This window comes from Variovorax sp. SG517 (genome assembly GCF_013376045.1).
Taxonomy (GTDB): Bacteria; Pseudomonadota; Gammaproteobacteria; order Burkholderiales; family Burkholderiaceae_C; genus Variovorax.
Window position 1 is genome coordinate 533722 of sequence record NZ_JABMJG010000004.1, and the last position, 17431, is coordinate 551152.

At 67.5% G+C, this 17431-nt stretch carries 19 protein-coding genes; 10 read left to right on the top strand and 9 right to left on the bottom strand.

From position 1 onward, the window contains the following. Positions 1-38 precede the first annotated feature (38 nt). Complete coding sequence (locus FHT32_RS15175) at positions 39-899, bottom strand: carboxylesterase (RefSeq protein WP_176665426.1); 861 nt, start codon at positions 897-899, stop codon at positions 39-41. A gap of 137 nt (positions 900-1036) precedes the next feature. Here FHT32_RS15175 and FHT32_RS15180 point away from each other — a divergent pair, with 137 nt between their 5' ends. Next, positions 1037-1726, top strand: a complete 690-nt coding sequence (locus FHT32_RS15180; protein WP_019653620.1) for a response regulator transcription factor — start codon at positions 1037-1039, stop codon at positions 1724-1726. 7 nt (positions 1727-1733) lie between these two features. Further along, positions 1734-3137, top strand: coding sequence for a sensor histidine kinase (locus tag FHT32_RS15185; protein WP_176665427.1), 1404 nt, complete (start codon positions 1734-1736; stop codon positions 3135-3137). On the opposite strand, the gene FHT32_RS15190 is transcribed toward FHT32_RS15185, so the two are convergent. The 8 genes from FHT32_RS15190 to gstA all read right to left on the bottom strand — a co-directional run bounded on the left by FHT32_RS15190 (position 3134) and on the right by gstA (position 10021). Next, on the bottom strand, positions 3134-3898 hold the full coding sequence (locus FHT32_RS15190; RefSeq protein WP_256099006.1) for a VOC family protein: 765 nt from the start codon (positions 3896-3898) through the stop codon (positions 3134-3136). The genes FHT32_RS15185 and FHT32_RS15190 overlap by 4 nt on opposite strands. Continuing rightward, positions 3898-4362, bottom strand: a complete 465-nt coding sequence (locus FHT32_RS15195; protein ID WP_176665428.1) for a GNAT family N-acetyltransferase — start codon at positions 4360-4362, stop codon at positions 3898-3900. Before FHT32_RS15195 ends, FHT32_RS15190 begins: the two co-directional genes overlap by 1 nt. Beyond that, positions 4359-4844, bottom strand: coding sequence for a RidA family protein (locus tag FHT32_RS15200; protein ID WP_176665429.1), 486 nt, complete (start codon positions 4842-4844; stop codon positions 4359-4361). Before FHT32_RS15200 ends, FHT32_RS15195 begins: the two co-directional genes overlap by 4 nt. Positions 4845-4857: 13 nt before the next feature. Beyond that, complete coding sequence (locus tag FHT32_RS15205) at positions 4858-5343, bottom strand: DUF2007 domain-containing protein (RefSeq protein WP_176665430.1); 486 nt, start codon at positions 5341-5343, stop codon at positions 4858-4860. 106 nt (positions 5344-5449) lie between these two features. Further along, a complete protein-coding gene (locus FHT32_RS15210) occupies positions 5450-6553 on the bottom strand; it encodes an alkene reductase (protein WP_176665431.1) in 1104 nt (367 codons plus the stop codon). 85 nt (positions 6554-6638) lie between these two features. After that, complete coding sequence (locus FHT32_RS15215) at positions 6639-8468, bottom strand: acyclic terpene utilization AtuA family protein (protein WP_176665432.1); 1830 nt, start codon at positions 8466-8468, stop codon at positions 6639-6641. After that, positions 8465-9247, bottom strand: coding sequence for an enoyl-CoA hydratase/isomerase family protein (locus FHT32_RS15220; RefSeq protein ID WP_176665433.1), 783 nt, complete (start codon positions 9245-9247; stop codon positions 8465-8467). The genes FHT32_RS15215 and FHT32_RS15220 overlap by 4 nt, the downstream gene beginning before the upstream one ends. A 165-nt stretch (positions 9248-9412) precedes the next feature. Further along, the gene (gene gstA / locus FHT32_RS15225; protein WP_176665434.1) at positions 9413-10021 is read right to left on the bottom strand and encodes a glutathione transferase GstA; all 609 of its coding nucleotides are present in this window, start codon (positions 10019-10021) and stop codon (positions 9413-9415) included. 189 nt (positions 10022-10210) lie between these two features. Here gstA and FHT32_RS15230 point away from each other — a divergent pair, with 189 nt between their 5' ends. The 8 genes from FHT32_RS15230 (at position 10211) to FHT32_RS15265 (ending at position 17319) form a co-directional block, all read left to right on the top strand. Beyond that, positions 10211-10396 (top strand): DUF1328 family protein, encoded by a 186-nt coding sequence (locus FHT32_RS15230; RefSeq protein ID WP_056574793.1) that lies wholly within the window; start codon positions 10211-10213, stop codon positions 10394-10396. After that, complete coding sequence (locus tag FHT32_RS15235) at positions 10396-11301, top strand: transglutaminase family protein (protein ID WP_176665435.1); 906 nt, start codon at positions 10396-10398, stop codon at positions 11299-11301. Before FHT32_RS15230 ends, FHT32_RS15235 begins: the two co-directional genes overlap by 1 nt. Positions 11302-11473: 172 nt before the next feature. Beyond that, positions 11474-13429, top strand: a complete 1956-nt coding sequence (gene mnmG / locus FHT32_RS15240; protein WP_176665436.1) for a tRNA uridine-5-carboxymethylaminomethyl(34) synthesis enzyme MnmG — start codon at positions 11474-11476, stop codon at positions 13427-13429. Next, positions 13426-14079: a 16S rRNA (guanine(527)-N(7))-methyltransferase RsmG gene (gene rsmG / locus FHT32_RS15245; protein ID WP_176665437.1), complete on the top strand. Its 654-nt coding sequence runs from the start codon at positions 13426-13428 to the stop codon at positions 14077-14079. Before mnmG ends, rsmG begins: the two co-directional genes overlap by 4 nt. A 126-nt stretch (positions 14080-14205) precedes the next feature. Further along, positions 14206-14820, top strand: a complete 615-nt coding sequence (locus tag FHT32_RS15250) for a LysE family transporter (RefSeq protein ID WP_176665438.1) — start codon at positions 14206-14208, stop codon at positions 14818-14820. Positions 14821-14842: 22 nt separating this feature from the next. Beyond that, positions 14843-15763 carry a ParA family protein gene (locus FHT32_RS15255; RefSeq protein ID WP_176665439.1) on the top strand — a complete coding sequence of 307 codons (921 nt, stop codon included), beginning with the start codon at positions 14843-14845 and terminating at the stop codon, positions 15761-15763. Between the two features lie 42 nt (positions 15764-15805). Next, a complete protein-coding gene (locus tag FHT32_RS15260) occupies positions 15806-16351 on the top strand; it encodes an alpha/beta hydrolase (RefSeq protein WP_176665440.1) in 546 nt (181 codons plus the stop codon). Continuing rightward, positions 16351-17319 (top strand): ParB/RepB/Spo0J family partition protein, encoded by a 969-nt coding sequence (locus FHT32_RS15265; protein WP_176665441.1) that lies wholly within the window; start codon positions 16351-16353, stop codon positions 17317-17319. Before FHT32_RS15260 ends, FHT32_RS15265 begins: the two co-directional genes overlap by 1 nt. Positions 17320-17431: the final 112 nt, after the last annotated feature.

Sequence of the window (17431 nt, forward strand, 5' to 3'; positions counted from 1 at the left end):
GCTTTCCTTTCAGGCGTGGTCGGACGGGTTCGAAGCAGTCAGGCGTACAGCGGATGCTCGGGCATCGTGCCATGCGCTACTGCATCGACGAACGACACTGTTTCGCTCACGACCTGTTGACGATCGTTGTCGATCGTGATCATGTGATAGCTGTTGGCGACCACGACGGCTCGGAATGCGCGGCACCGAAGGCCGCGCGCGAGGATGCCCAGGTTGGCCACGCTGGCCACCTCGTCCTGCTGGGCATGCAGCGCGAGCACGTTGGGGCACTGCACGCTGCCGAGGTTGCGGCGTACATGGCGGATGAGCCGGTCGTGCTCGCGCAGGTGGCCCACGCCAATGACCGAGCTGCCCGCGCGCGAGACCTTGCGGTGGCGCAGCTCGCGCTCGATCCAGGCGCGCACGCGTTCGTTCTTCACGCCGTAGGGCGGGCGTTCGCGGTATTGCCAGAGCCGGCCCAGCGGCGTGTAGAAGGCCAGCGGCAGCAGGAACTGCGTGCGCGGAATGGCCCAGCCGTCGAAGCGCAGCGTGGTCGACATGAGCACCAGTGCGTCGACCTCGCTGCCGCAGCGGATGGCGGCGCCCAGCGCCAGCGAGGAGCCCGCGGAGATGCCGACCAGCATCACGCGGTCGTGCCGCTCGCGCAGCGACTTCACCTGCGCCTGGATCGCGTCGAGCCAGCGTTCGTACGGCGCGGCGTGCTGCAGCGGCGCGCTCGCGTCGAAGGAGTAGCCCTCGATCGAAAGCGGGTAGACCGGATAGCCGCGGCTGCGCAGCGCGGACTGCACGGTCAGCAACTCGTCAGGCGTGCTGCATAAACCATGCAGCAGGACCACGGCGGTGCCTTGCACTGCCGGGGAAACCAGGCTCAGCAGATCGGAGGGTTCGCGCGCACTCATCGTGTGGTGCGGGCCATGAAAATGGCCCGTGATTCATCGTGCTGTCGTATGCTCATGTTGCGTTTATCGCTTGGAGCGACTGACCGGCCGCTGACCCGTCGTTCGCAAGGCAGATTACCCCCAACCATTCAAAGACCATGCGAATTCTGCTTGTCGAAGACGACACCGTTCTGCGCGACGTGATGGTGCGCAGCCTTGCTGATGCCGGCCATCGCGTGGACGTGTCGACCAATGTCGAGGATGCCGACCACCTGTGGCGCGTGCAGCCTTTCGACGCGGTGCTGCTCGACCTCAACCTGCCCGCCACCGCGAGCCCGACCAGCGGCCTCGCGAGCGGCCTCACAGCGCTGCGGCAGGCGCGTGCGCGCGGCGACCGCACGCCGGTGCTCGTGCTCACCGCGCGTGGGCGCACCGAGGAACGCATCGCCGGCCTCGATGCCGGCGCCGACGACTACCTCGGCAAGCCCTTCGACCTGGCCGAGGTCGAGGCGCGTTTGCGTGCGCTGGTGCGCCGCGCGAAGGGCACCGAAGACATCGTGCTGCTGGGGCAGCTGAAGCTCGACCGCAAGGCACGCCGCTTCTCCACGGCCAACGGCCCGCTCGACCTGCCGGCGCGCGAGTTCGAGGTGCTGTGGGAGCTCATGAGCCCGCCGGGCCGCACGGTGAGCAAGCGCGCGCTGTCCGACAAGCTCTCCAGCTTCGACGAATCGCTCGGCGACAACGCGCTGGAGGCCTTCATCTCCCGCCTGCGCAAGAAGCTGCAGGGCACCGGCGCGAGCATCCGCACGCTGCGCGGCATCGGCTACCTGCTCGAAGCCGAGGTCTGATCCGCGCGTGACCGGCCAGCAGCAGACCACCGAATCGCAGCCGGCGGCGACGGTGCGTGCGCCGTCGCTCACGCGGCGCGTGCTGCGCAACGTGCTGGTGCCGCTGGCGCTCACGTGGATGGTCGGTGCGGTCATCGCGCTGGTCATCGCCAACTACTTCTCCGAGCAGGCCTTCGACCGCGGCATGCTCGACGACGCGTATGCGCTGTCGGCCAACGTGCAGGCGGGCGAGCGCGGCATCGAGCTGATGCTCACGCCGCGCGAAGTGGCCACCGTGCTCTTCGACCAGGTCGACAAGGTCTACTTCGCGGTGCAGCGTCTCGACGGTTCGCTGATCTCGGGCCAGGCGGGCCTGAAGGCGCCGCTTCCGGTGGACGGTTCGCGCTATCGCTTCTCCGACGTCGACTACGAGGGCAGCACGCTGCGCGCGGTGGTGCTCGAGCACGACGCGGAGCCCGACATCAGCATGCCCTACCGCGTGATCATCGCGCAGACCACGCTGAGCCGGACCGCGCTGGTGCGGCAGCTGCTGGGCTATGCGCTGGCGCCGCAGATCGTGCTGCTGATCCTGCTCGCGGTCTGGCTCTGGTACGGCATCCGCAGCGACCTGCGCCCGCTCGGCGAGCTGCAGCGCGCGCTCGACCGGCGCGACGTGCGCGACCTCTCGCCGGTGGCGGTGGCGCAGACCTCGCGCGAGATCCAGCGCCTGGGCAACGCGGTCAACTCGCTGTTCGAGCGGCTGGGCAACAGCGTGCAGGCGCAGCGCGAGTTCGTGGGCAACGTGGCGCACGAGCTGCGCACGCCGCTGGCGGGCATCCGCGCGCTGGCCGAGTACGGCCTGGCGCAACACGACACCAAGGTATGGCGCGAGCAGCTCGAGCGCGTGTCGGAACGCCAGGCGCGTGCCAGCCACCTCATCGACCAGCTGCTCGCGCTCGCACTGGCCGAGGAGGCGCGCACCGAGCTCAAGCGCGTGCCCGTGCGGCTCGACGTGCTGGCGGAGCAGACGGTGCTGCGGCACCTCGCGCGTGCCGATGCGCGAGGCGTCGACCTGGGCGCGCGAGGCCTCGACGACGGCGTGATCGTGAACGCGAACGAGGCGCTGGTGGAGGGCATCCTCGACAACCTGATCGACAACGCGCTGCGCTACGGCGGACGCACGATCACGGTCGAGCTCGCGGGCCACACGCTGAGCGTGATCGACGATGGTCCCGGCATCCCGCTGGAAGCGCAGCGCGACCTGATGCGGCGCTGGGCCCAGGGTCCCGCAGGGGAGAAGCTGGGGCAGGGGTCGGGGCTCGGGCTGTCGATCGTCTCGCGCTACGCGGAGTTGCTGGGTGCGGAACTGCGGCTCGAGGCGGCGGAGCCTACGGGCCTTCGCGTGAGCGTGGCCTTCGGCGAAGCGATCTAGCGCGACAGCGGCGTGCCCTGGTGGAACGCCATGCGCCAGCGGCCCGAGCGCCGTCGCCAGAGCGAACTGCGCAGCGAGTCCGCGCCGGGACGCTGCGCAATGGCTTCGCGGTGTGCGCGATAGGTGACCAGCGCCACGTCCGGCCCCATGCGCAGCACGCGGAAGTCCGACATCGTGCGTTCCGAGAAGGCTTCGTCTCGCAGTGCCTCGATGATGGCGGCGCGCGTCCACACCGTGCCAGAGACGCCCAGTTCGTGGAAGTCGTCGTCGAGCAGTTCCTCGAGTCGCGCGGCGCTCGCACGAACCTCGCGGAGATGGAGTGCGCCTTCGAGCTTCAGAAGCAGTGCATCCAGGTCTTCCTCCGGCGCGGCCTCGTAGAGTTCGAGCGGAAGGCCATCGGGGTCGGCGAAGAAGGTGAAGCGCCTGCCGGTGAATTCATCGGTGCGCAGCGGCTCGACGGCGATGCCCCTGGCCGAGAGTTCGTCGGCCGCCGCCTGCACGTCTGGCACCTCGAAGGACAGGTGGCGCAGCCCCTGCGCCTCGGGTCGCGTGGGGCGCCCGGGTGCATCGGGAAAGGAGAAGAGCTCGAGTTGCGAGCCGTCAGGCAGCGCGAGGTCGAGCTTGTAGGAATCGCGTGCGGCGCGATAGTTCTCGGCGACCACGCGCAGGCCCAGAACCTCGGTGTAGAAGCGCTTCGACACTGCGTAGTCGGAGCAGATGACGGCGACGTGATGAATGCGTTCGAGCTGCATCGTGGCCATCACTTCTTCAGTTGCTTGCGAAGAAAGACGCGCGTGCGTTCGGTGAAGGCGATCCGCTTGTATTCGACATAGCCGATGCGCTCGTAGAGCGCGCGGTTCTCGCTCATCTTCCCGTTGGTGAAGAGGTAGATCGAATCGTGGCCCTGCCGCAGCGCTTCGTGCTCCGCGAGCTCGAGCAATGCGCGGCCCACGCCGGTGCCCTGGTGCGCGGGACGCACCGCGATCACGTCGATGAGGAAGCCTTCGTCGGTAACGTCGAGCACCAGCGCGGCGACGATTCGCTCCTGCTGCTGCGCGACCCAAATCTGCGCGTTGGCGATCGCCGCGCCGTAGTCCCTGGTCATCGGCGTCGGCGTGAGGCCGAGGCGAGGAATGTAGTGGCGAAAGGCTTCCACGGCGCATTCGCCGATGGCGGAGGCATCGCCGATGTCCGCACGCCGCAGGGTCCATGGCGTGGCGCTCATGCGTCGAATTCCGCCTCGCCCTCGATCTCCACCGGGATGTTGAAGGGCAGCTCCGCCATGCCCACCGCGCTGCGCGAATGCGCGCCGATGTCGGGGCCGAAGACTTCGAGGATGAGGTCGGAGAAGCCGTTGATGACGGCCGGCTGCCTGTCGAAGCCCGGTGCGCTGGCGACCATGCCGAACACCCGCGTCCATGCGGTGATGCGGTCGAGGTCGCCGAGTGCGCGCTGCAGGCTGCCGAGTATTGCGAGCGCGGTGAGGCGCGCGGCGGTGTAGCCCTGCTCGACGCTCACTTCGCGGCCGAGCTTGCCCAGCGGTCCGGCGATGGTGCCGTCGGCATCGAGCGGGCCGTGGCCGGAGACGAGCGCGCGTCGGCCGACGATGCGCACGAACTGGAAAGGCAGCACGACGCCGGGTGGCGGTATCACTGCGGGCGGCAGTGCGAGACCGAGGTCGGCGAGCTTGCGTTCGATATGGGCCATAGTTGGTGCAGGTTCAGGGTGTGTTCGGATCGAAGTCTTCGTCCAGCGAGAACTCGCCGCGCTCGAAGGCCGCGATGACTTCGTTGGCCTGTTCGACGAAAGCCTGCGGCACGCGCAGGCTCGCTCCGCCCAGGGCGATGCTCCACAGCATGTTGGCCTGCACCAGCGCGGCGTCGGCCACGGTCGCGGGAATGCCCGCGGCTTCCAGGCAGCCGCAGAGCATCTGGGCGTCGGTGGGCGTGAAGCGGCGCGCGATAGTGACCATGTCGCCGTGATAGACCTCGGGGTCGACCGGCTCCTGTGGCGGCTCGGGCTGGGGGAGCTCCGGTGCCTGGATGCCGCGGCCTCGCAATTCGGTCGTGGCGATTGCGTGGGCCTCTTCGGAGAAGAAGCCCGATGCGCAGCGGCGCAGCAGTTCCTCGTCGCTCAGCATCGCCAGGCGCGCGCCCAGTTCCGCTGCTTCACCATGGCTGCTGTCGTTGGCGTTGTCCGTTGCCATGCGGCGTTCCTCCCCAGGTTGGATGAGTAGCGAGCGTAAGGGCTCGCGGCCGCGCGGGCAATCGGCCCGCATGCGCAGCAGGCATGCTGACCGTTGGGGGAGGGACTCAGGCCAGTACCGGATAGTCCGTGTAGCCCTTCGCGCCGCCGCCGTACATGGTGGCCTTGTCGAGCGGGTTCAGCGGCGCGTTCTCGCGCAGGCGGCGCACGAGGTCGGGGTTGGAGATGAAGGGCTTGCCGAAGGCCACGAGGTCGTCGCCTTCCTTCACTGCCTCTTCGGCCAGCGGACGGTCGTAGCCGTTGTTGACCATCCATGCGGCCTTGCCGCCGGCCTCGCGGTATGCGGCCTTGAGGGCTTCGTAGTCGAAGGGACGGTCCTCGATCTCGCGCGGGCCGCCGGTGGCGCCTTCGATGATGTGGATGTAGGCGAGGTCGAGCGTGGCGAGCTGCTTCACCACGTAGGTGAAGAGGGGCTGCGGGTCGCTGTCGTGGGCGTCGTTGGCGGGCGTGACGGGCGACAGGCGGATGCCGGTCTTGCGGGCGCCGACGGCGTCGGCCACGGCGCGCGTGGTCTCCAGCAGCAGGCGGGCGCGGTTCTCGATGCTGCCGCCGTAGTCGTCGGTGCGCTTGTTGCTGCCGTCCTTCAGGAACTGGTCGAGCAGGTAGCCGTTGGCACCGTGCACTTCCACGCCGTCGAAGCCGGCGGTCTCCACCGCGCTGCGTGCGGCCACCGCATAGGCGTGCACGATGCCGGGCAGTTCGCCGGCGTCGAGCGCGCGCGGCTCGGAGGTGTCGACGAAGGTGGGAACGCCGTCCTTGATGAGCACGGTCTTGGTCTTGGCGGTGATGGCCGAGGGAGCGACGGGCTTTCCGCCACCGGGTTGCAGTTCGTTGTGCGAGACGCGGCCGACGTGCCACAGCTGCACCACGATCTTGCCGCCCTTGGCATGCACGGCTTCGGTCACGCGCTTCCAGGCGTCGAGCTGCTCGGTGCCGTAGAGGCCGGGCACGTCGGAGTAGCCCTGGCCCTGGTGGCTGATGGCGGTGGCTTCGGTGATGAGCAGGCCCGCGCTGGCGCGCTGGGCGTAGTAGGTGGCGGCGATGTCGGGCGGAATGGCGTTCGGCGAGCGGTTGCGCGTGAGCGGCGCCATGACGATGCGGTTGGCGAGCTTCAGGTCGCCGGCCTGTACGGGGTCGAAAAGGGTGGACATCGTGCGATCGAAAGCAGAGTTGATACGGGGCGCAAGGCTAAGCGCGCCGCCTCAACCCTGCTGTCGCACGGTTGACGGATTGGTGCTAGGCGAGCAGCGCCAGCAGCGCGGGGCTCACCCTCACCGGCATCGCCAGCAGGATCTGCCCCATGCCCTTGCCCAGCGGATCGTTGCGCAGCGAGGCCATGCCGCCGCCGCCCAGCGCCTGTTCGCAGACGAAGTTGAAGGCGTCGATGCCCGGCACCTCATGGCGCGTGACTCGGCCCTTCACCAGGTGCGCGAGCCAATCGGCCACGCGCGCTTCGGTGAGCTGCCCGCGCAGCAGCGGCAGCAGGGCAGGGTGGCGCGCGATGACGCCGATGTTCGAGGTGTCGCCCTTGTCGCCGCTGCGCGCCCAGGCCAGGCGAATCAGGGGCACTTCGATGCTGTCGACGGCGGAGGTGTCGATCGTCGTCTGGATGGCTCTGGCAGGCGAAGAGATGGCTTCGGCCGCTTTCGAGGCCGGGACTGAGTCCGCGCATGGAACATCGATGCGCTCTCCGTCGATGGTCACCGATGCCTCGACCTGCGACTTGTCGAGCAGGAACGCATATTGCCGGATCGACGGCGACACCGAGGCCCGTCCACCGCCCGCGCCGGTGGTGCCCGGCGCCCATGACGTGCCGGCGGGTGCGACCTCCCGAGCGAACAGCTCCAGCGCGTCCTTGCGCGGATGCGTCACTGCGAGCCGCAGCACCGCCTCGCGCGTCAGCAATGCCTGCTGTGCGTGCGGGCCGTAGCACGACTCGGCGCCCAGCACCTCGATGTGCGTGCCGCTGTAGGGGCCGAAGCCTTGCTGCGAGAACAGCGCACCCGTGCGCGCGAGGATGGCCTCGCCCGTTCGCCTCGCCTTCGCCACCGCATCGAAGCCCACGATGGTGAGCTGCGCCGCCGTCTTGAAGCCATCGACGTAGGTGGCGCTGACCTTGTAGCTCGCGGTCGGCGCATGGCCGCGCGCGCCGTGCACGCGCACGCGGTGCTCGCCGGCCTGCTCGATGCGTACCTGCGTGAAGTCGGCCACCACGTCGGGCAGCAGGTAGGCGGAGGGATCGCCGATCTCGTAGAGCATCTGCTCGGCCACCACCGCGGGCGTGACCTTGCCGCCGGTGCCCGCGGGCTTGGTGACGACGAAGCTGCCGTCGGCGCTGCATTCGACGATGGGGTATCCGATGTTGGGCCAGTCGGGCACGGTGTCCCAGTCGGTGTGCAGGCCGCCGGTGGCCTGGCAGCCGCATTCGATGATGTGGCCCGCGAGGCTGCCCGCGGCGAGCAGGTCGAGGTTGTTCGGCTGCCACTCGAATTCGTGCATGAGCACGCCGAGCGTGACAGCCGAGTCGACGCAGCGGCCGGTGATGACGACCTGCGCGCCCGCGTCGAGCGCCGCGCGGATGGGCTGCGCGCCGAGGTAGGCGTTGGCGGTGAGCACGCGCTCGGGCAGGGCGGCGCCGCTCTGGAGTTCGCGTACCGGCGGTTGCAACTTGCGCAGCTCGGGCAGAAGAGGGGACACGTCGTCGCCGCTCACCACGGCGATCTTCAGCGCGATGCCCTGTTCGGCGGCGAGCGCCGCGAGCGCATCGGCGCAGCCTTGCGGGTTGACGCCGCCGGCGTTGCTCACCACGCGGATGCCCTGTTCCACGACGTCTTTCAGCACGGCCTTCATCGCCACCGACACGAAGTCGGTGGCGTAGCCGAGCTCCGGCTTCTTGAGCCGCGCACCGGCGAGGATCGACATGGTGAGCTCTGCGAGGTAGTCGAACACGAGGTAGTCGATCTGGCCGCTGGCCACGAGCTGCGGTGCGCCCACGCTGCTGTCGCCCCAGAAGCCGGAGGCGCCGCCGATGCGGACGATGCGTTCGTTGTTGTTGCCGCTGCTCATCGCCCGCTCCACTGCGGCTTGCGCTTCTCGCGGAAGGCGAGCTGTCCTTCGGCCGCGTCCTCGGTGAGCGCGAACAGGCCGATCTGGCTTTCGGTGAAGGCCATCGATTCCTCGAAGGCCATCGCCTCGATCTTCTTCATGGTGTAGAGGCCGCGGCGGATGGCGGCGGGCGACTTGTCGAGCATGCGGCCGAGCAGCCAGTCGACGCTCTCGTCGACGTCGTCGCTCACGCGGTTGAGGAGATTCAGTTCCAGCGCCTGCGCCGCGTCGATGGGCTCGCCGGTGATGCACATCTCGGCCAGCACGCGGCGCGGCAGCAGGCCGCCGAGCACGCTGAGCACCTGCGCGGGAAAGAGGCCGACCTTCACTTCGGGCAGGCCGAACACCGCGTGGCTGCTGGCCACCGCCATGTCGCACATCGCCATGAGGCCCATGCCGCCGGCCATGCAGGCGCCGTTGACGCGCGCGATCAGCGGCACGGTCGATTGCCGGGCCTGGCGGAAGAGGTTGGCGAAGCCCTGGTAGGGCGTTGCGTAGTCGAACTTGAACGAGGAGCCGCTCTGCAGGTCGGCGCCCGCGCAGAAGGCGCGAGTGCCGGCGCCGGTGATGACCACGGCGCGCACCGCGCTGTCGTTGTTGGCGCGTGAGATGGCATCGCCCAGACCGGCGAGTACGGCGCCGTTGATGGCATTGCGGCGCTCTTCGCGCTCGATGGTGAGCCACATGACGGGCCCGCGCATCTCTTCGCGCAGTTCGGTGGACGGAGGTGTTTCGGGCATGGCGCGGGTCCTTGTGCTTCGGTGTCCGGAGGCTTGTTCTCTCCTGCCCGTAGCGTGGCCCGAAAAAAAAGCCGCATCGTGCGGCTTGTGGCTGAAGCGGTTCGGGTTTTCCCTGAAGGGGTTCCGATCCGCTTGCTGCTTCTGAACGCTTTTGCGTGCTTCGGCTTACTTCAGAAGACCTTCGGCCTTCATCGCCTCCTGCACGGCGGGGCGGGCACCCACGCGGGCATGCCAGGCCAGCAGGTTGGGGAAGTCGGAGATGTCCACGCCCGTGGGCTTGGTCCAGTTGGTCACGGTGAACAGGTAGCCGTCGGCCACGCTGAAGTGATCGCCCATCAGGTATTGCTTGCTGGCCAGCTCGCCGTCGAGCCACTGGAAGCGCGACTTGAGCTTGTCCTTGAAGATGGCCTTGGCTTCCTCGGGCATGTTGGGGTTGAACAGCGGGCTGAAGCCCTTGTGCACTTCGGTGCCGATGAAGGTCAGCCATTCCTGCAGGCGGTAGCGCTGCATGGTGCCGGCGGCCGGCGCGAGATTCTTGGTGGGGGCGAGGTCGGCGATGTACTGGAGGATGGCGGGGCCTTCGCGCAGGCGGGTGCCGTCGTCGAGCTCGAGCATCGGCACGTAGCCCAGCGGGTTGATGCCGTAGTAGTCGGTGCCGTCCTGCAGCTTGTGGCTCTTGGTGCTAGCCAGCACGGGTTCGGCGGCGATGCCCGCTTCATGCAGCGCGATGTGCGGGGAAAGCGAGCAGGCGCCTGGCGAGTAATACAGCTTCATTCGAAAAACTCCAGTGATGACGAGGTTGGTTGATTGATTGTTGTGAGGAACCGCAGCGGATGCTAGCGGGTTTGGCGGCCTCGCGTTTTTGTCCTACGGCCGCATGCGCGCGGCGACTATCGGGCGCGCGGGACGCGTTTTCTAAGCTGCCTCGCACGGTGGGCAAGGCCTGCTGCAAGGAGTAGAAGGATGTTGAAGTACGCGATCATTTTTGCGGTCATTTCCCTCGTGGCCGGCCTGCTCGGCTTTGGTGGCATCGCGGCGGGTGCCGCGGGCATCGCCAAGCTGTTGTTCGGCCTGTTCCTGGTGCTGGCGGTGCTGTTCGTGGTGCTGGCGGCGCTTGGCGTGGGCGCGGTGAAAAAAGCGATCGACTGATGCACCTCTCGCACATCGAGGCGCAGCTCGACTACGAAGTCGCCGCCCCGGCGCACATGCTGCTGAACATCGAGGCGGCGCGCTCGGGCACGCAGAGCGTGGTCGGGGAGGAACTGGTCGTGGAGCCGCCGACGCCGCTGCGGCTGTTCTGTGACGAGGGAAGCGGCAATCGCTTCATCCGTTTCGATGCGAAGCCCGGGCCGCTGAAGATCGCCTACAAGGCCAGCGTGCGGCGCGCCCACGTGGTGGTGCCGAACGACCTGGCCGAGATGCCGGTGACCGAGGTGCCCGACGAGGTGCTGCACTACATGATGCCGACGCGCTATTGCGAGTCGGACCTCATGGCGCGCTGCGCCCAGCAGCTCTTCGGCGACCTGCCGCCCGGCATTGGCCGGGTGCAGGCCGTTGTCGACTGGATCCACGACAGCATCACCTACGAGCCGGGCAGCAGCGATTCGACCACCACCGCGCGCGAGGTGTTCGTGGAACGCGCAGGCGTGTGCCGCGACTTCGCCCACCTGGGCATCACCTTCTGCCGCGCGCTGAACATTCCGGCGCGGCTGGTGGTCGGCTACGTGTGGTTCGACGAGCCGCCGCAGGACTTCCACGCGGTGTTCGAAGCGTGGCTCGGCGGACGATGGGTGCTGTTCGATCCGACGCGCATGGCGCCGGTCGACAGGCTGGTGCGCGTGGGCACCGGGCGCGACGCGAAGGACGTGGCCTTCTGCACGATCTTCGGCGACGTGCGCATGACCGGCAAGAAGCTCGTGGTGCGCGAGCTGCAGGACGAAAGCCTGCAGCCGTCGATGCCGCCTTCGCCCACCGGCGAGGTGATGGGCATCGAAAAGCCGGTGCCGCTGGGCGAGGTGGGCGAGGTGGGCGAGGCGAACGAAGCGGCAGCCTAGCAGGCATGTTTGCTATTAAAAAGATAGCAAACTATCGAGCGATGGTGGTGGAGGCAGCCGTTAGGCATCGCTCTCCAAGCTTATCCACACAGGGGACGCAAAGGGGGATGGCCGATTAAAATCGGTGCCCCTTTTGCGCCGCGCAAGCGTCAGTTGTGCGCTCCCACTCCAAATGCTGTACCCCGAAGAATTCGACGTGATCGTCGTCGGCGGTGGCCATGCCGGCACCGAGGCCGCGCTCGCCGCCGCGCGCATGGGCGCCAAGACGCTGCTGCTCTCCCACAACATCGAGACGCTGGGGCAGATGAGCTGCAACCCGTCGATCGGCGGCATTGGCAAGGGCCACCTGGTGAAGGAGGTCGACGCGCTCGGCGGTGCGATGGCGATCGCTACCGACGAAGCCGGCATCCAGTTCCGCATTCTCAATTCGAGCAAGGGTCCGGCCGTGCGCGCAACCCGCGCTCAGGCGGACCGCGTCCTGTACAAGGCCGCCATCCGCCGCCGGCTGGAGAACCAGCCGAACCTGAGCCTGTTCCAGCAGGCAGTCGATGATCTGATGGTGGAGGGCGACCGCGTGGTCGGCGCCGTCACTCAGGTCGGCATCGCTTTCCGCGCGCGAACCGTGGTGCTGACGGCGGGCACTTTTCTCGATGGCCGCATCCACGTCGGCCTCGACAACTACCAGGCCGGGCGCGCGGGCGATCCGCCGGCGGTCAGCCTCTCTGCGCGGCTCAAGGAACTGAAGCTGCCGCAAGGCCGGCTCAAGACCGGCACACCGCCGCGGCTCGACGGACGCAGCATCGATTTCTCCAAGTGCACCGAGCAGCCCGGCGACGGCATGCCCGGCGGGGCAGGGCCGATGCCGGTCTTCAGCTTCATGGGTCGCGCCGACATGCACCCGCAGCAGATGCCCTGCTGGATCACCCACACCAATGCGCGCACGCACGAGATCATCCGCTCGGGCTTCGACCGTAGTCCGATGTTCACCGGCAAGATCGACGGCGTGGGTCCGCGCTACTGCCCGAGCGTGGAAGACAAGATCAACCGCTTCGCCGACAAGGAAAGCCACCAGATCTTCCTGGAGCCCGAAGGCCTGACGACCAACGAGTACTACCCGAACGGGATCTCGACCAGCCTGCCGTTCGACATCCAGTACCAGCTGGTGCGCTCGATGCCCGGGCTGGAGAACGCGCACATCCTGCGACCGGGCTATGCCATCGAGTACGACTACTTCGATCCGCGCGAGCTCAAGAGCAGCTTCGAGACGCGCTCGGTCAAGGGCCTGTTCTTCGCAGGACAGATCAACGGCACGACCGGCTACGAAGAGGCGGCGGCCCAGGGGCTGTTCGCCGGCATCAACGCCGCGCTGCAATGCCGCGGAGAAGATGCCTGGCTGCCGCGCCGCGACGAGGCCTATCTGGGCGTGCTGGTCGACGACCTCATCACCAAGGGCGTGACGGAGCCGTACCGCATGTTCACCAGCCGCGCGGAGTTCCGTTTGCAGCTGCGTGAAGACAACGCCGACATGCGTCTTACCGAAGCCGGCCGCAAGCTGGGTCTGGTGGACGACGAACGCTGGGACGCCTTCAGCCGCAAGCGCGACGCTGTTTCACGTGAAACAGAGCGGCTCAAGTCGATCTGGGTGAACCCGCGCAACCTGCCGGCTTCGGAGTCGGAGCGGGTGCTGGGCAAGGCGATCGATCATGAATACAACCTGGCCGACCTGCTGCGCCGGCCGGACGTGAGCTACGAGACGCTGATGACGCTCGACGGCGGCAAGTACAGCGCCCAGGCTCCGCTGAGCGAAACCGAGATCGAGCAGATCGAGATTTCGGCCAAGTATTCCGGCTACATCGAGCGCCAGCACGATGAAGTGGAGCGCGCCGCGCACTTCGAGAATCTGAAACTGCCCGTCGACTTCGACTACAGCCAGGTCAAGGCGCTGAGCTTCGAGGTCCGGCAGAAGCTGGACAAGCACCGGCCGGAGACGCTGGGACTGGCCTCGCGCATCTCGGGCGTGACGCCGGCTGCCATTTCCTTGCTGATGATTCACCTGCGCAAGGGCGGCCACAAGGCATTCGCCCCCGGCGCCAAGGAAGCTGCCGCCACGGAAGCTGCCGCCGAATGACGGCGCCCATCGACACGCTGCGCTCCGGCGCAGCCGCCATGGGCGTGACTCTTTCCGACGTCCAGGCCGAGCGCCTGCTGGCCTACGGCACGCTGATGCTCAAGTGGAACAAGGTCTACAACCTGACGGCGCTGCGCGATCCGGCAAGTGTGCTGACGCACCATCTGCTCGACAGCCTCGCGGCCGTTGCGCCGCTGCAGCGCGAGTGGGCAGGGAAGGGCAAGCTGCTGGACGTGGGTTCCGGTGGTGGTTTGCCCGGCGTGGTGATCGCCATCATGCGGCCCGACCTGGAAGTCAGCTGTCTCGACGCGGTTGCCAAGAAGGCCGCCTTCGTTCAACAAGTCGCAGCCGAGCTGGAGTTGCCCAATCTTCGCGGCCTGCACGCCCGGGTCGAATCCCTGGCGGGAAGCTATGAAGTCATCAGCTCGCGTGCCTTCGCCTCGCTGCCGGACTTCTTCAACGGTTCCATGAACCTGCTCGCGCCCGGCGGTGTCTGGCTCGCCATGAAGGGCAAGCTGCCGACGGACGAACTTGCAGTCGTGCCCAAGGGCGTGTCGGTGTTTCACGTGGAACAACTGACGGTTCCGGGCCTGGATGCGGAGCGCTGCATCGTCTGGGCGCGCAAGGACTCCGTCGGAATCGGCGCCTGAATACGCAAAAGAAGCGGCGACACCGGTAAAAGCCGGTGTCCGAACGATCGTCGCGGCGGTGTGCTCGCTTAGACTCGATGCCTCCCTCTGGTCTCTTCCCCGGCTCGCTTTTTCGAGGCAAATCCCATGTTCGGCATCGCTGACTACGGCGCATTCGTCGCCGCCATCGTCCTGTTCCTTCTGATTCCCGGCCCGGGCAATTTGGCGCTGATCACCTCGACGAGCAAGGGCGGTATCCGCGGCGGACTGGCCGCGACGGCCGGCGTGATCATCGGCGACCAGTTCCTGCTGTGGGCTGCGGTGGCCGGCGTGTCGGCCGTGATGGCTGCCTACCCGGCTGCCTTCAAGGCGGTGCAGTGGCTGGGCGCCGCCTACCTGGGCTGGATGGGCATCAAGATGCTGCTGGCAAAGCCCGGTTCCGCGCCCATCCTCAACATCAAGCCCAGCCATTTCATGCGCCAGGCTTTCACCATCACGTTGCTCAACCCAAAGGCCATCGTGTTCTACATGGCCTTCTTCCCGCTGTTCGTGGACCCGGCCCGGCACCAGGGCCTGATCACTTTCGGCGCCATGGCGGTGACGATTGCCGCGCTGACCTTCCTGTACGGCCTGACCTCGACGCTGCTCACGCACTTCCTGGCCGAGCGCATCCGCGCGAATCCCCGCATTTCCACCACGCTCGAAAAGCTTGCCGGCACCTTCCTGATCGCCTTCGGCGTCAAGCTCGCAATCTCGCGCTGATCGATCGACCCCCGGTAACCACATGGCCAAGATTTTCTGCATCGCCAACCAGAAGGGCGGCGTCGGCAAGACCACCACCACCGTCAATCTCGCCGCCGGCCTGGCGAAAGTAGGCCAGCGCGTGCTGATGATCGACCTCGACCCACAGGGCAATGCCACCATGGGTTCGGGCATCGACAAGCGGGAGCTGGAGCTGACGGTGTACGACGTGCTGCTCGAATCGGCCTCGGTGGCCGAGGCGCGGGTCAAGTCCGACAAGCTGGTGGAAGGCGGTTGCAGCTACGACATACTCGGCGCCAACCGCGAGCTGGCGGGCGCCGAAGTCGAGATGGTCGCGCTCGACCGGCGCGAGAAGCGCCTTCGCACCGCGCTGGCCGCGGTCGGCGCCGAGTACGACTTCATCCTGATCGACTGCCCCCCCAGCCTGAGCCTGCTGACGCTGAACGGCCTGTGCGCCGCCCACGGCGTGATCGTGCCGATGCAGTGCGAGTACTTTGCGCTCGAAGGCCTGACCGACCTGGTCAACACCATCAAGCAGGTGCACGCCAACCTCAACAAGAACCTGCAGATCATCGGCCTGCTGCGCGTGATGTTCGATCCGCGCATCACGCTGCAGCAGCAGGTGAGCGAGCAGCTCAAGTCCCACTTCGGCGACAAGGTGTTCGACACCGTCATCCCCCGCAACGTGCGCTTGGCCGAGGCGCCGAGCTACGGACTGCCGGGCGTGGTGTTCGACCCGGCCGCGCGCGGCAGCCAGGCCTTCATCGCCTTCGCGCAGGAACTGGTCGAGAAGATGCCGCCTGCCAGCGCCTTCGCCTCGGGCGCGGTGGCCCCGCCGATCGCGCCGGTCGCGCGCATCACGCCGGACCTGCCCATTCCCGACGACGTGCTGGCGCCCGCTGCGTCGCCGGCTGCCGACTCCACCAGTGAAAACAACGCCTGACATGCGCTTGAGCCTCGCAGTTCGCTATCAAATCAGTAGCAAATGATAGAGCCACGCATCCTGCTGCTGCCCGGTTGGCAGAACAGCGGCCCCGGCCATTGGCAGACCCGCTGGGAATCTCTCCATGGCGACCATCGCGTCGAGCAGCACGAGTGGATGCGACCGCTGCGCGGCGACTGGTCCGCACGGCTCGAAGAAGAGGTGCTGGCCTCGCCCGGCCAGGTGGTCTTTGCGGCGCACAGCCTCGGCTGCATCCTGGTCGCCGCCTGGGCCGCGCATTCGCGCAATACGCACAGGGTGAGCGGCGCGCTCCTGGTCGCGCCGGGCGACGTCGAGAGCGACAACCTGCGCCAGCTGATTCCGGGCTGGGCGCCCATCGTGCGCAAGCCGCTGCCGTTCCCGGCGGTGCTGATCGCCGCCAACGACGACCCTTACTGCGAAGCCTCGCGCTCGCGCCAGCTTGCCGCCGACTGGGGCGCGCGCTTCATCGACGCCGGTGCGGCCGGCCACCTGAACGCCGAATCGGGCCTGGGCGACTGGCCCGAAGGCCGGAAACTCCTGAACGAAATCTCGAAAGAAAAGAACTGATGGCGACCAAGAAACCCAAGGGACTGGGCCGAGGCCTCGAAGCGCTGCTGGGTCCGACGGCCGCGCCTTCGGCCGACAACGGCGGCAGCAACGCCGGCGCTGCCGACGCGGAGGAGAGCGGCGCCCAACGCAACCCGAGCACGCTGATGCTCGACCAGATGGTCGCCGGCGTCTACCAGCCGCGCACGCGCATGGACGAGGGCGCGCTGTACGAGCTGGCCGAGAGCATCAAGGTGCAGGGCATCATGCAGCCCATCCTGGTGCGTCGGCTCGATCCCGAATCGGCCGCGGCCAAGAACGCCGAGTACGAGATCATCGCGGGCGAACGGCGCTTCCGCGCCGCGAAGCTCGCCGGCCTCGACAGCGTGCCGGTGCTGGTGCGCGACGTGCCCAACGAAGCCGCCGCGGCGATGTCGCTCATCGAGAACATCCAGCGCGAGGATCTCAACCCGCTCGAAGAGGCCCAGGGCCTGCAACGCCTGGTGACCGAGTTTGGGCTCACTCACGAGCAGGCCGCCCAAGCCGTGGGCCGTTCGCGCAGTGCGGCCAGCAACCTGCTGCGCCTGCTGAATCTGGCCGAGCCCGCGCAGCAGATGCTGATGGCCGGCGACATCGACATGGGCCACGCCCGCGCGCTGCTGTCGCTGGACCGCGGCACGCAGATCACGGCCGCGAACCAGATCGCGGCCAGGAAGATGTCGGTGCGCGAGGCCGAGGCGCTGGTGAAGAAGCTCGCGGCCGAGTTCACGCTCACGCCCTCGCGCCGCAGCAACGACGGCGAGAAGTCGCGCGACCTGCTGCGCGTGGAAGAAGAACTGGCCGACCTGCTCACCGCCGAGGTCGAGGTCCGCATCAAGAAGCGCAGCAAGCGCGGCGGCCGCGTCGAGGAAAGCGGCGAGCTCGCGATCCACTTCGGCTCCATCGAGGCGCTCAACGGATTGATCGAGCGCATCCGCCGAACGGCCTAGTGTTGCGAATCGGGGCTCCGGCGTTCGTTTGATTGATTCCTGCAATCCTTTGCGCGTATCCTCGACCGCTGGTTTTTCCAACCCCAGTTCTCTGAACAACAGAGGGAGTAGT

Bases quoted from the DNA above. Each gene is read 5' to 3' on its own strand.
- FHT32_RS15235 (WP_176665435.1), top strand. From the start codon at position 10,396: ATGCACCTCTCGCACATCGAGGCGCAGCTCGACTACGAAGTCGCCGCC.
- FHT32_RS15265 (WP_176665441.1), top strand. From the start codon at position 16,351: ATGGCGACCAAGAAACCCAAGGGACTGGGCCGAGGCCTCGAAGCGCTG.
- FHT32_RS15180 (WP_019653620.1), top strand. From the start codon at position 1,037: ATGCGAATTCTGCTTGTCGAAGACGACACCGTTCTGCGCGACGTGATG.
- FHT32_RS15250 (WP_176665438.1), top strand. From the start codon at position 14,206: ATGTTCGGCATCGCTGACTACGGCGCATTCGTCGCCGCCATCGTCCTG.
- FHT32_RS15210 (WP_176665431.1), bottom strand. From the start codon at position 6,553: ATGTCCACCCTTTTCGACCCCGTACAGGCCGGCGACCTGAAGCTCGCC.
- FHT32_RS15260 (WP_176665440.1), top strand. From the start codon at position 15,806: ATGATAGAGCCACGCATCCTGCTGCTGCCCGGTTGGCAGAACAGCGGC.
- FHT32_RS15230 (WP_056574793.1), top strand. From the start codon at position 10,211: ATGTTGAAGTACGCGATCATTTTTGCGGTCATTTCCCTCGTGGCCGGC.
- FHT32_RS15215 (WP_176665432.1), bottom strand. From the start codon at position 8,468: ATGAGCAGCGGCAACAACAACGAACGCATCGTCCGCATCGGCGGCGCC.
- FHT32_RS15175 (WP_176665426.1), bottom strand. From the start codon at position 899: ATGAGTGCGCGCGAACCCTCCGATCTGCTGAGCCTGGTTTCCCCGGCA.
- FHT32_RS15195 (WP_176665428.1), bottom strand. From the start codon at position 4,362: ATGAGCGCCACGCCATGGACCCTGCGGCGTGCGGACATCGGCGATGCC.
- FHT32_RS15255 (WP_176665439.1), top strand. From the start codon at position 14,843: ATGGCCAAGATTTTCTGCATCGCCAACCAGAAGGGCGGCGTCGGCAAG.
- gstA (WP_176665434.1), bottom strand. From the start codon at position 10,021: ATGAAGCTGTATTACTCGCCAGGCGCCTGCTCGCTTTCCCCGCACATC.
- FHT32_RS15190 (WP_256099006.1), bottom strand. From the start codon at position 3,898: ATGGCCACGATGCAGCTCGAACGCATTCATCACGTCGCCGTCATCTGC.
- FHT32_RS15220 (WP_176665433.1), bottom strand. From the start codon at position 9,247: ATGCCCGAAACACCTCCGTCCACCGAACTGCGCGAAGAGATGCGCGGG.
- mnmG (WP_176665436.1), top strand. From the start codon at position 11,474: ATGCTGTACCCCGAAGAATTCGACGTGATCGTCGTCGGCGGTGGCCAT.
- FHT32_RS15205 (WP_176665430.1), bottom strand. From the start codon at position 5,343: ATGGCAACGGACAACGCCAACGACAGCAGCCATGGTGAAGCAGCGGAA.
- FHT32_RS15200 (WP_176665429.1), bottom strand. From the start codon at position 4,844: ATGGCCCATATCGAACGCAAGCTCGCCGACCTCGGTCTCGCACTGCCG.
- rsmG (WP_176665437.1), top strand. From the start codon at position 13,426: ATGACGGCGCCCATCGACACGCTGCGCTCCGGCGCAGCCGCCATGGGC.